Annotated in this window: 12 protein-coding genes; 10 read left to right on the forward strand and 2 right to left on the reverse strand. The window is 59.9% G+C overall.

All coding sequences use genetic code 11. The features are described from left to right. Positions 1-19: 19 nt before the first annotated feature. Genes gspG through IH944_02965 form a run of 10 tightly spaced genes read left to right on the forward strand, consistent with a single transcriptional unit; the run spans position 20 to position 8,840 of the window. Positions 20-445 carry a type II secretion system major pseudopilin GspG gene (gene gspG / locus IH944_02920; protein MCH7903500.1) on the forward strand — a complete coding sequence of 142 codons (426 nt, stop codon included), beginning with the start codon at positions 20-22 and terminating at the stop codon, positions 443-445. Beyond that, positions 438-962, forward strand: a complete 525-nt coding sequence (locus tag IH944_02925) for a type II secretion system protein (protein ID MCH7903501.1) — start codon at positions 438-440, stop codon at positions 960-962. The genes gspG and IH944_02925 overlap by 8 nt, the downstream gene beginning before the upstream one ends. Further along, a complete protein-coding gene (locus IH944_02930; protein MCH7903502.1) occupies positions 922-1,341 on the forward strand; it encodes a prepilin-type N-terminal cleavage/methylation domain-containing protein in 420 nt (139 codons plus the stop codon). The genes IH944_02925 and IH944_02930 overlap by 41 nt, the downstream gene beginning before the upstream one ends. Beyond that, positions 1,338-2,042, forward strand: a complete 705-nt coding sequence (locus IH944_02935) for a prepilin-type N-terminal cleavage/methylation domain-containing protein (protein MCH7903503.1) — start codon at positions 1,338-1,340, stop codon at positions 2,040-2,042. Before IH944_02930 ends, IH944_02935 begins: the two co-directional genes overlap by 4 nt. After that, positions 2,039-3,271, forward strand: coding sequence for a general secretion pathway protein GspK (locus tag IH944_02940; GenBank protein MCH7903504.1), 1,233 nt, complete (start codon positions 2,039-2,041; stop codon positions 3,269-3,271). The genes IH944_02935 and IH944_02940 overlap by 4 nt, the downstream gene beginning before the upstream one ends. A gap of 2 nt (positions 3,272-3,273) precedes the next feature. Next, on the forward strand, positions 3,274-4,551 hold the full coding sequence (locus tag IH944_02945) for a PilN domain-containing protein (GenBank protein MCH7903505.1): 1,278 nt from the start codon (positions 3,274-3,276) through the stop codon (positions 4,549-4,551). Beyond that, positions 4,548-5,075 carry a hypothetical protein gene (locus IH944_02950; GenBank protein MCH7903506.1) on the forward strand — a complete coding sequence of 176 codons (528 nt, stop codon included), beginning with the start codon at positions 4,548-4,550 and terminating at the stop codon, positions 5,073-5,075. The genes IH944_02945 and IH944_02950 overlap by 4 nt, the downstream gene beginning before the upstream one ends. After that, complete coding sequence (locus tag IH944_02955; GenBank protein ID MCH7903507.1) at positions 5,065-5,709, forward strand: hypothetical protein; 645 nt, start codon at positions 5,065-5,067, stop codon at positions 5,707-5,709. Before IH944_02950 ends, IH944_02955 begins: the two co-directional genes overlap by 11 nt. Continuing rightward, positions 5,699-8,029 (forward strand): hypothetical protein, encoded by a 2,331-nt coding sequence (locus IH944_02960; GenBank protein ID MCH7903508.1) that lies wholly within the window; start codon positions 5,699-5,701, stop codon positions 8,027-8,029. Before IH944_02955 ends, IH944_02960 begins: the two co-directional genes overlap by 11 nt. Beyond that, positions 8,019-8,840 (forward strand): hypothetical protein, encoded by an 822-nt coding sequence (locus IH944_02965; GenBank protein ID MCH7903509.1) that lies wholly within the window; start codon positions 8,019-8,021, stop codon positions 8,838-8,840. The genes IH944_02960 and IH944_02965 overlap by 11 nt, the downstream gene beginning before the upstream one ends. Before the next feature lie 161 nt (positions 8,841-9,001). Here the strand turns inward: IH944_02965 and IH944_02970 are convergent, their stop codons facing one another. Then, positions 9,002-10,357 (reverse strand): HD domain-containing protein, encoded by a 1,356-nt coding sequence (locus IH944_02970; protein MCH7903510.1) that lies wholly within the window; start codon positions 10,355-10,357, stop codon positions 9,002-9,004. A 554-nt stretch (positions 10,358-10,911) separates the two neighbouring features. Continuing rightward, positions 10,912-12,585 carry a DUF4091 domain-containing protein gene (locus tag IH944_02975; GenBank protein MCH7903511.1) on the reverse strand — a complete coding sequence of 558 codons (1,674 nt, stop codon included), beginning with the start codon at positions 12,583-12,585 and terminating at the stop codon, positions 10,912-10,914. Positions 12,586-12,653 lie beyond the last annotated feature (68 nt).

Genomic DNA, 12,653 nt, shown 5'->3' on the forward strand with positions numbered 1-12,653 from the left:
GATCATGCGAGACAGAACAATGAAAAATAATCGGAAACGGATCGGCTTCACGCTCATCGAGCTGGTTGTCGTGATCCTGATTCTCGGCGTACTCGCGGCGATGATCGTCCCTCGGGTGATCGGGCGAGCCGACGACGCCAAGGTTGCAGCGGCGAAGAGCGATCTTGCAATGTTGGCTGATATGGTCGATCGGTTCAGACTCGATACCGGGCGGTTCCCAACAGATGAGGAGGGTCTGTACGCTCTGGTCGAAGAGCCGCAGGACGTTGATGGTTGGCGCGGACCGTACTCTCGCAAGTTAGAAATTCCGCTGGATCCGTGGGGCTTCGAATACCTGTACGAGTATCCCGGCGTGACTGACGACAGCTTCTTGCTCATGTCGTTTGGCAAGGACGGTGCTCCGGAAGGTGATGGACCGAGCGAAGACTTGATTGGAAGTGAATAGACGAGGCTTTACCCTGATCGAAGTCGCGGTCGTCATCACTTTGGTAGCGATCTTGGCGACGCTCGTCATCCCGAGCGTATTCGCGGCAAAACGGTCGCAAGACGCCCAGGCTGTGCGGCAGGACGTGTTCGGCTTCTTTACAGCCGCCCGCGTCGAGGCGATCGGTTCGGGCCGAATAGTCGTCGTCCGATTTGACAACAGCGGCAGTCAACTGGTGGCCGAGAGCTTCGATCCAGTTACCGAGCAGCAGGTGGAGCTGAACGTGTACGAGGTTCCGGACTTCGTCGCGGCTGAGAGCTTCCTATTGGGCGACGAACTGGTGTCTTCCGTCGAGTGGGAAGTGAGGTTCTATCCTGACGGCAGCTGTGACGCTGCCGAGTTCGAGATGCTCGACGGCTCCCTTGTCGTCTTAGTAACGCTCGATCCGGCGACGGGCCGCGTGACGGTCGGCGAGGAGTTGGAAGAGGAGGAGGTCGATGACTCTTGGCCTGCCGGGGAGCTTGAAATACGTGCATAAGCGCGGACTGACGCTCGTCGAAGTGCTCGTGGCGATCGTTTTGGTCGGCGTCGGCTTGGCGTCGCTGGTCGCGGGGCTTGGGTCGCTGACGCGCAGCTACTCGAGCGCACAGGAGCGCGAGATCATGCACAGGCTCGCGCACGAGAAGTACGAGGATCTGCTGGCGACCGGCGACTGGATCACGGTCTCTGACGGCGACTTCGAAGACGTTCGGTACGCGAAGTACGAGTGGGAGGTTGAGACCTCGACGACGGAGGTCGAGGACCTCGAATCGCTGCGCGTTATAGTCCGGGTTATTGACGCCGGAGACAACGCGGCCGTCGTCGCCGAGGGGCTCGTCTACCGGCCACTGGTGGCCAGCGAGGGCGGCGCACAGTGAAGCGTCGAGGTCTGACCCTCATCGAGCTGCTGGTCGTGCTCGGCATCAACGGCTTGCTCGTCACCGCGATCGTCGCCGCTTACCAGGTCGGCATGCAGTTCCAGCAGAACGTTCCTCAGGCGGAGGTGCGGTTTCAGGCAGACCTGGACTTCGAGCGCAGACTCGAAACTCTGTTCAAGGCCGCGTATCTCAGCAGCGACGACGCCGACTTCACGACGTACTTCTTGATGTACGCGAGCGGAGGAAACCTGGCGGAGCCGGACACGCTCGTGATGACCTGCGTCGGGATACCGCCGATCGGCGCGTTCCTCAATTCCGAAGAGGAGTTCGAAGACCTGAACGACCAGTTTGGGCCGCAAGGGGGCATAGTGGAGATCTCCATTTCGACGTATCCAGTCGGCGACGCGCCGGTCGATCAAGGCGTGTTCCTGCGCGTTCAATCTCCGTCGGACGGCGACTTTACGCAGGGCGGATATGAATCCGTGTTGCGCGAAGACATCATCGAGTTCCGCGTTTACTTCTTCGACGGCGTCGAGTGGATCGAGGAGTGGGACACGTTCACCGGTCAGCGGCGAATCCCAGCCGCGATTCTTGTCGAGTATCAGCTCGAAGATGAAGAGGACCTTCGCTCGTTCATCGTCAGGCTTCCGAACAGCGACGTGACGGCTGACGATCCGTTGACTCAGGAGATCATCCAATGAGGCAGCGGGGAAGCGCGTTCATCATGGCTCTAGTCGCGATCGTCGTGCTTGCCGCCGTTCTGGCGTCAGCGGCAGCGAATACGCGCACGATGTTGAAGGGCCAGGCGCACCGAATCGACGAGCAGCGAGCCGAGCGAATGGCAGAAGCCGCAATTCAGTTTGCGATCGCCCAGATGCTGACCGTCGATACCGCTACGGTCACATTCGATGACGATTGGGCGCTCATAGGCGAGGCCGGAGACGAAGCGATCTACGTTGGCGACGGATACTTTCGAGTCGAGATTATCGACGCAGGATCGCGGGTCAATCTCAATTTGGCGACCCGAGAGCAGTTCGAGATCCTAGGCCTCCTTCCAGACCAGATCGACTCCATCCTCGATTGGCGCGAGCCCGACTTGCAACCGCGCATCGAGGGCGCAAAGGACGAGTACTACAACGCTCTGACAGATCCGTACAACGTCAAGCTGGCCGACTTCGACACCGTAGACGAACTGCTGATGGTCAAGGGTATCGATGCGCAGACGCTGTACGAACCGCCGACCGAGACCAGCGGAGCGCTGACCCTTCTCGGTGGCGCGGTCGAGGACTTGCCCCCGCTGTACGATATCTTCACCGTCGATTCCGAGTCGCCGAACGTGACGCCTTCAGGACAGCCGAAGCTGAACGTGAACACGGGCGCCGAGAACGAAATGGTCGACCTCGGCATACCGGAGGATTTGGCCGACGCCATCACCGATCGGCGGCGCGACGAAGGAACGTTTGCGTCGTGGGCCGAACTGTTTCAAGTTCCGGGCGTAACGCTGCAGAACGTCGACGTACTATTAGATATCTTGACGTTTGCGACGACTAACGAATCACGCGGGATGATCAACGTCAACACCGCGACCGAAGCGACGCTGTTCTCCATCCCGGGGCTGACTTCGGACATCATCCAAGCGATTCTCGACCGCCAAGGCACGTTCATCACGCTAGGCGACCTGGCGGGTATCCCCGGCATAACCCTTGACGCCCTCGGTGGGATCGCTGGCATGACAACGACCGGCTCCCAGTCGTTCGTGATTCGCGCGATGGGCGTTTTCGGCGGCAGGTCGGTAGCCTTGCAGGCGTTTGTCGTGCTGGGCGAATTCGGCCCAGAAATCCGTCGCACAGTCCGGTTTCCGTTTGCTGACGTGGCGTTTCGCTGGGGCTGGAATGAGGAGGCCGGCTTCGATTCCGAGCTGATCAACTGACTATGAGGGCTGACCAACCGATTCCCGTCATTGAGTGGTCTCAGAACGGCGTACGGGCGTACGATCCGCTCGCCGATCAGACCGTCGTCGGTGCCGATGTCCGGGAGGCGCTGGCAAAGATCGGTTCGCCGCCGGTTGTTGGGCTTTGCCTCGGCAGACGCGCGTCCTTCGTGCGGGAGTTCTACACTCCGAACGTGTCGCGCCAAGACGCACGCACTGTTATTCAGCTCCAGCTCAAGCAGCTGTTCCCGCTTGATCCAGCGGACGTCGCGTTCGACTTTTGGCCCAGCGAAGAGCTGACGTCCGAAGGCAGAATCACGACGGTCGCCGCTGCATCGGGCGAAACGTTGCGCGCGGCGCGCAAGGCCGTCGAAGAGGCGGGGGCAAAGATCGCGTGGAGCGCTCCTTCCGCAGTCGGCTCTGCCAGCCTAGCTGGAGACAGCGCTGAAGCGGTGATCGTTGACGCGCACAACGGCGACCTGACGTTGGACGTCGTCAAGCGCGGGAAGGTCGTGCACAGCAGGATCGTCACTGATCCCGGAGACGTCGATGGGCGAAATGCCGAGTTGGAGCGCACTATCGCGGCAGCTAGCCTCAATGGTGCTACTGTGCTCGTCGCATCCGGTGTCGACCTTGGAAGCGATACCACCCGGACGGATAGCAGCGCGTTGAAGGCGATGGCGTCGCACTCTGCGGGCTTGCTCGACATCGAGCTGCCCGAGCACTATGCCAAGCGGGTCAAACGATCGATCCAAAACCGGGCGCGCCTCGCGGTTTTTTCTTGGGCCGCCGTGTTGATCGTCGGGACGTTCTTCTATTTAGGCCGGTACGACGCGGCAAAGGTCATCTCCGACGCGACCGTAGTTGCGAACAGGCGCCAGTCGAGCGCCGAGAGTGCGCTCGCCGGCAGGCGGGATAGCCTCAACTCCGCGACGCGCAAGGTCAGCGTGCTGAATCAGGCGTTCGCTCCGTCGCAGCCGGCGGTCGATGTTCTGACGCTGGTGTCGAACTCGATGCCGGAAGGAGCATGGCTGACCGGCCTGACCTGGGAGAGGGGCAAGCCCATCCAGATTCGCGGCACCGCGCTGAACAGGGATCTCGTGTCCGGGCTGATCGCCAGCCTCGCCTTGAACGAGCGATTGCGCGATGTTGAGCTGCAGTATGCGAACGACGGCGAAATAGAAACCACACCGGTCGTGCAGTTCAACGTGACCGCGCACGTCGTCGGCAACCTGCCGCTCGCCGAGACGACGAGGAAAGCTAGGAGGACGCGACGATGATGCCAAAAGCCAAGATGTATAGCCTCGCGACGATTGCGGCGGCAGTCGTCCTCGTTGTCGTCGTGGCGGCCGAGGTCCTCGTGTCGAAGCCGGTGGCCGAAATCGACGACGGCTCGCGCGCCGCAGATCTGCAAAAAACAGGACGTGACACGGAGAACCTGCAGGCAGATCTCGTCGATGCGACTGCTGAGGTTTCGAAGCTCACCTGGTATCTGACGGTTGACGAGATCGCTCCCGCTGCGATGAAATGGGTGACCGAGCACGCGGGCGAGCACTTCATCGAAGTCAGCTCGTTCAGGCCGCAGAGAAGGACGGACGTCGACGGCCTTGTCCAACTCAACTACCTCGTGATCGCCGAGGGCGCTTTTCCCGACATGATGGATTTCGTGCGGGCGTTCGAGGATGAAGATAGCCTCATGGCCGTGAAGCTGGTGCAGCTCTCCGGCGTCGATGGGGTCACGGACAGGGTCAGGGCGACGATCGGCATCGCCACGTTCGTCGAGGGAGCGACCGATGAAAAGTAAGTACACGAGGCCGCTTGTCTGGCTGGGAGTGCTGGTTATCGCCGCCCTCGGCTTGTGGCTCACGAGAAATACTGGGACGGACGGTTTGACGGCCAAATCCCGCACCGCTTCCAGCGCCAACAGCGACCTGCCGGATGGCTTCACGCAGGAAGATTTCGATGCTAGGTTCGAAAGACTGAACGAAGAGCTGAAGAATGCGTTCTACCCGGTAGTAGCGCGGGCAGGATCGGGCTTTGGCGGCGGGCTGGCGCCGAACGAGATTCCGGCGTCGTATACTGGCGGTGAGGCTGGCTGGTTCTATACAGGCTCGTTTTACGTGGACGGCGTTCCCCTTGCCGTACTCGAGAACCTGGCGACGGACGAGGGACTGTACCTATATGTGGGCGAAAAAGTGAAGGAAGCGACGATAACGAAGATCGCGCCTTCGTACATAGAGATACGGGGAATTGGCGGTCAGGAGAAGCGGTTGAACCTGATGGGCGGCCCGGACGAGTCCGACGACCTCTTTGAGGGAGCGATTATTGAGCCCGTGAGGCCGGACGTTGCCGGTTTTCTTGGGACAGACGAATTGAACGGTGTAAACTTTGAACTCGAATCGGGTTCGGACAGAATTGAGGATACTAATGAGAACTAAGTTGATGTTGTTGCTGCTGGCGTTGGCCGTCTTTGTGCCGATGCAGGCCCTCGCCCAGTTTGGCGATGGCGGGAACATGCAAGGCACTCCCGTGTGGGAGCAGTTCGAACTGGACAAAGATAAGCGGATCACGATGAACTTCCGCAAGGCGAGCGTAGACAGCGTAATCCTGCTGTTGGCCCGCGAATCGGGCGTCACGATCGTCAAGGATCCGAAGCTGACTGAAAAGGTGACTCTGATCACTCCTAAGCCAGTCTCGCTCGCAGAGGCGTTCGCAACGCTGAACGCCCAGCTCAAGCTGATGAACTACGAACTCGCCAAGGATGAGGGCGTCATGGTGATCCGGGCGCGTCAGCAGCGCGGCGGCGGGATGGACGAAGACGCGATCCGTCGCATGATCGAAGGTGCTGGTCAGAACCGCGACAACAACGTGCTCAAGGTGTATCGCATTCAGTACGCCAACGCGAGCGCGGTCGCACGCGTGGTCAACGACGTCTTCCTCCAGCAGGATCAGACCAATCCGTTCGTTCAGATGTTTAGCCGAGGTCGCGGCGGTCGCGGCGGTCGCGGGGGCTTCTCGTTCCGCGGCCAGAGTTCCGGTTCGCAGACTGGCGCGACGGTTCGCGCATCGTCAGACGACTTCAGCAACACCGTAATCGTCAACGCTCCGCGCGACAAGCAGCTAGAAGTCGAGGCGCTGATCGAGGAGATCGATCAGCAGACCGAGACTCCGCAGACCGTCAAGGTTTATCCGCTTGAGTTCGCGCTGGCAGAGAACGTCGTGCCGACGATCCAGAGCGTCATGGCGGCGAATGAGACAACCGGGCGGGGCGGACAGTCGGGGAACGCGGACTTTTTCAGCCGGATCAGCAGATTGCGCAGCGGCGTGACGGCAGGCGGTTCGGTCATCGCCGACGTGCGCACGAACTCGCTCATCATCACGGCGACCGACCAGAACCATGAGACGCTGGCCCAGGTCATCAGCGAGTTGGACCACGACGTGCCATACGTCGCCACGACGTTCGTATTCCCGCTCGACAATGCGCGGGCGGACGATGTCGCAGAGCTTCTGAACCAGGCGTTCCAGCAGCAGCGCGGCGGGAACCGTGGAGGAACAAACCGCGGCACCACGAATCGTGGAACCCAAAGCAACCGAAACAACCGAAACCAAGGTAATCGCGGTGGTGGCGGAGGCGGTCGGGGAGTGGAAGGCTCGAACTCGCTCGAGTACGAGTTGGAAGACCCCGATCTCGACTACGGCGAGCTGCTGACGATGGTCACATACGGTGGCGGAGGCGGATTCGGCCAGGCGCAGAACCAGGGCGGAGTCGGGAGAGGGCTCGGCGGGCAGGTTATCAACACGTTGCAGGCGCAGGGCCAGGTCACGATCATCGCAGACCCAAACACCAACAGCCTGATCGTCATCGGCTCGCCCGAAATCGCAGAGATGGTCCGCAACCTGCTGTCCCAGCTCGACAGAATCCCCGAGCAGGTGATGATCGAGACGATCATTGTCGAGGCAACCCTCGACGAGAGCACGAAGCTCGGAGTCGAGTGGAGCTTGGTCAGCGGCAACTTCCTGGGCAGCGGTGCCACCGGCCTTGGCGAGACCGACTTCGGGCTCGGCAACCAGAATCCGCCCGCACAAGGGTTCCGCTACACCGTTACTGGCGGTAATTTGGGCGTTTTCCTGAACGCGCTGCAGACCGATGAGAAGTTCAAGGTGCTGTCCACTCCGCGCATCTTCACGTCGAACAACGTCGAGGCCGAGATCAACATCAGCCAGAGCGTGCCGTTCATCGTGAGCCAGCGCGTGGACGTCAACGGCAACTTCATATTCAACTACTCCTTCCAAGACGTTGGAATCGTTCTGACGGTCACTCCGCACATCTCCGCCAACGGCATGGTGACGCTCGACGTGGTCCAGACGGCCAACGATCTGCAGGGCTTCACCGACTTCAACGCTCCGATCGTCAATCAGCGAATGGCAAGAACGACTGTCAGCGTAATGGACGGCGAGACGATCATTCTTGGCGGCATCATGCGCAGCCAAGTGCGGACGACCGTCAAGAAGATTCCGATCCTCGGCGACATTCCGATCCTCGGTCAACTGTTCAGATCGACGGACAAGCGGGAAGAGATGACCGAACTGATCGTCTTCCTGACGCCGCGCGTGGTTCGCAGCCCTGAGGACGCCGAGCGATTGAGGAGGGATTCGGTCGACAGGCTTTCCGATCAGTCGAAATCTGATTATAACAAGGTGCGCCCGCCGAAGACGGGCGGCGACGACAAGAAAACAGGCAACGGAAATGGCAACTAAAACTATTGTAATCGTCGCGATGATCGCGGCTCTGTTGATGACGGCAACGGCGTTCGCCCAGCGCGGCGGTGACCGTGGTCAGCGACGCGGCGGCGATCAGGGCGGTCGCATGCGCGGCGGCAACTTCCAGATGATGGGTCAAAGAGGAATGAGGAGCGAGGCGGAGCTTCTCAACCGCTCAGATGTGCAGAAGGACATCAAATTGACCGCCGACCAGAAGACCAAGTTGGAAGCCCTGCGCGAGGAGCTAGGAGAAGCGATGCGCGCTCGCTTCGCTGGCGGGCGCGGCGGTCGCGATGGCGGCGGCAGCGGCGGCGGTACCTTCGATAGGGAGGCGATGCGAGAGGAGATGGACGCCGTCCGCAAGGAGGTCAACGAAAAGACGAAGGCCATCCTCACCGATGAGCAGTGGACTCGCCTCGGTCAGATCAGGATTCAGCTGGCCAGCGTTAGAGCCGTGATGGATCCTGAGATCGAAAAGAAGCTTGGCCTGAAGGCTACGCAGAAGATCGAGATCAACAAGCTCAACGAAGCGTTGAACCAAGCCAACGGGCAGATTCGCAGCAACGGCCGTGAAAACGGCATCGATTCGGCGCAGATTAACGCCGAAATTGCCAAGAACAACGAGATCATGAACGCTGAGATCGACAAGGTCTTGACGAAAGAGCAGCTTGCGATCTGGAGCGAAATGAAGGGCAAGCCGTTCGAGGCCGATCCGAACATCCAGACAAGGGGTGGTGCCGGGTTCGGTCGCGGAGGCGATCGGACAGGCGGCGGCGGTCGCGGTGGCGGCTCCACCGGCGGCGGATAGTCTTCGCAACTACTGCTCTGGGAAGCCTCACCGCTTAGTGCCGTGAGGCTGCTTGTTTTTGGTGCGCCGAGCTCCTTGCGGTCGATGACTTGATTGAGCAGACGGGCACGCCTAACGCGAGGAACTCGCTTTCGTGCGCCCAGGCCGTTTGCTCGCGGGGATCATCCGGCGCGACGCTGTAAATTCGCTTGGGTATTGTCAGAGTACTCTGCCATGAGCTCCTCGATTTCTGGAAGTATCTCCAAGAAATGTTCGACGAGCTGCGGATCGAGGTGGATGCCAGCGAGGTTCCTTAGTTCTTTCACGGCCTCATCGACGCCCCATGCCTGCTTGTAGGGACGGGAGGATACAAGCGCATCGAAGACGTCGCAGACCGCGCAAATGCGGCCGGACAACGGGATGTCGCTTTCCCTTAAGCCACTCGGATAGCCGGTGCCGTTCCACTTTTCGTGATGGGTCAACGCGATCTGCTCGGCCATTTCGATGAGAGAGTGATCGCTGCCGGCGAGAATGTTGGCGCCTATGATCGGGTGCTTTCTAATGATCGCAAGCTCCTCATCGCTCAATTTGCCGGGTTTAAGAAGAATTTTGTCAGGGATGCCGATCTTCCCTATGTCGTGCATCGGACTGGCCTGACGCAACAGCTTGCATTCCTCTGTTGCTAGGCCAACCGCCCGCCCGAGCGCCTCACAGAAGAGGCTTATTCGTATGATATGGAAACCGGTCTTATCGTCGCGACACTCTACAGCGCGGACAAGTCGATCTATCAATTCAGACTTGCTTTTCTCCAGCTGTTCCTCGGCGTGCACCCTCTCCGTTATGTCCTCGACTAAGACGAGATACCGGCTCTCTTTCCAACGGGATTCTAAGGTGCTAGACCAGAACCATCTCGAGTGTCCAGGCGACCCATTTGTGCCCTCGCTCCGAGAGTGGTGTACCGCACATGAAGCGTCTCCTTTTCCCAGCTGTTCTAAGACCTTTTTCGCCTCGTTGCTGTCGTCGTCCCCAAAAAATATGCCAGGAAGGTCGAACAAGTTCTTTCCGACCACCTCTTCGCCTCCGAATCCGAAGATTGACTCGGCAGAGCCAGCCCAGATCCGAATTTCGAAGTCGTCATACATTTCGATGACTCCGAGCGGTGTGTTGCCCAGATGATTCTGCAGCGTCTCTGCGGTGCGGTTGACCTTGTTGCGCAACGCTCCTGCCATGATGCCGAGAACCGGAGCGGCAGTAGCAAGGAACACCGCATGCACGCAGATCAACGCGTCCGTGTCGTGTTGCGGGTGCCGGCTAGCTACCATGAATAAGGCGTACGCCACGGCGATCAAACTGCTGAGCACGCCTGACTCGAGGCCTGCAACGAAACCCGAGACGATGACTGCCACCAGAACGATGGGCGCAGCTTCCGGATATCCGGAAAACGTGGTAGTGAGAACCTCTACTATCGCGACGCCAACCAGCACGGCGATCGGTGCGAGCACCTTGCGCCACAGAGCGCGACCTTTGCCCCTAGACATAAAGCCATCGCGCGGCCGGATCGACCTTCCGTCAAAAACCCTTGAATTCATAACAGAGAAGAGCTCCGATGATTATTATCGGACGTTACTCCACTGTCTATTAGGGAAATGATACGTCCAGGCTCGCACTGAGCCTGCCGATTGTCAGCTTTGACCGACCTTCCACCCGCAAGCGCAGGCATCGGAGGGGCGGCCAGACGCACCCGTGTACTACGGTCTATCCGCTCTGGCCTGCCAAGAAAGCCCGAGCAGCCGATAACGAGAAGGTCCATAGGAAGGAGGGTGCCTGCGGCGACGGTGCGCCGCCGAGAGTCCGGCCCGTTTCCCGCTCGGCTGGCAAATTCGACGGAATCTCACCCTTATCAGGGCACCGCGAGTGTCAGCCTGCAGGCGTCAGGGAACCGCGCGACAGTTCCCAAGTCCCTCCCCCGGCCTGTCAGCTTCCGACGCCGACCACCTCCGTGGCCGGGGGAGGTTAGGTGGGGGCCACACCCCTTTTTTAACTGGCAGAACCCCACGCGTGTCAGCCCCCGCGTGTCAGCTCCCGGCGAACGTCAGTCCCCGCGCGACAGCCCCTCGATCGCCTCTGCGATCTGTAGCCGGTGCCCTTCAAGCAGCCGAACGTCGCGCGAGTAATCGTTCAACGCCTTGACGAGCTTTTCGGGAACTGTCAGCAAAGCTTCGGCGCTCTCAAGCCGCGCATCAGGTACGCCCCGCTCCCGAGCGGCGGCGATCGCTTTCTCCAACAGGACGTAGTACTCGTAGTCTTCGATGCCGTCGCGAAAGTTCTCGAACCGTATCGTCGTCAGCGGCCCGTCCGGGCCGGGACAGATTATGCTCCCGTCACCATTGCTCACCCCGGTAAAGGGGTTCCAGTCCGTGTACGGCCCCTTGGTGATCGGGCTGTCATTTCCGAACCACCAATCACTCGCCCAATAGCCAAAGCCGTCCGGTTTGTACTTCTGCGTCATCGCGCCCAAGAGGAGACGAATCCCGACTGCGTCGTGTTCAACTTGGAAGTCCGGGTACGGATAGCCCGGCCAGAAAGTGGTATACCACGTGACTCGGTTACCGTTTGCACGGGCCGCTTTGATCTTCGGGATGTACTCCTCGGAATCAAATGCAAATATGGGTGTTATCCATACGTCGATCACTTCGGACAGACCATTTTCAGTGCCGTAGTTTGGATCGCGGGCTGATGTGAGCGTGCGCACTCCGGGCAGAGCTTCACGGACACGTTTGGCCACGTCCATGAGAGTGTCGAACAGGTCCTCGCGCACTTCGTCGAACATGTATATGTAGCAAAGATCCGCCGCACCGGCCTTCTTGAAAACCTCGTATGCCGCCTTTGCTTCTTCGATGCCTCTTGTGACATATTCGTCGTAGCCCGCGATTTCTTCGCCACTGTCGCTATCAGCGGTCTTGGGCTGCCGGATATAGCGCAGGCACCACGAATCAAGCCCGCTGGCAACCAACCTCTTGACAAATTCAACCGTCGGCGGTTCCTCGTTCTGACGATAGGCGTTGTTCATGTTGACCCGATGCGCCTGCAGGAAGTCAACGTACCGCCAGTACATGTCCTGGTTCCAGGCGTCACCATGAAGGCGCTCAAGTTCATTCTCGAAAGTGGCAATCATGAAGGGAAAGCTTCGCTCTTTCGGTATGTCGAAGCCGAACACCCGGACCTCGACCGGTATCGTCTGCTCCGCCGCGTTAGCCGGCGAGACGGTCACGCGCCCCCGATACACCCCCGCGCTCTGCCCGGCAGGGCAAGTGACGCTCAGCCAAAGGCTCTGAACCTTGCCCGCCTCCACGTCGAATCGCTCGACGAAGGGAAGGATCGGATCGGGAAACCAGCCCGTACGCTCATACGGAAACACTATCCTCTCATCAACCTTCGTCAGCACATAGCCCATGACCGAGAGCGTTACTGCCGATTCCGGTAGCACGACCCCGTCCGGGCCCTTGAGCTCCGAGACGGAGAACTCGACGTCGCGCAACGGCTCCGTCCCGGCCGCGATGACGATCTGCCCGGCCTCCACCTCCCCTCCCGCGACCGCGAATTTGACCGTCTCTCTGTGCGGGCCATCTGTGAGCGGAACGTCGGGCAAGACCTTCACCATCGACGACTCGGCGACCAGCAGGTACGTGTTGCCTGTTGAAGGCCCCGCAGCCACGCCATCGAACGCAAAAAGGAGAAACGCTATCTGCAAAGAACTGATCATCATTTGATTGCCCGAATCGAGGGCAAGCTTTGGCGAGGATCGACGCCAGCGCAACTCAGCCTCGGGGCCAT

The organism is Armatimonadota bacterium, from assembly GCA_022563855.1.
Taxonomy (GTDB): domain Bacteria; phylum Armatimonadota; class Fimbriimonadia; order Fimbriimonadales; family Fimbriimonadaceae; genus JADFMN01.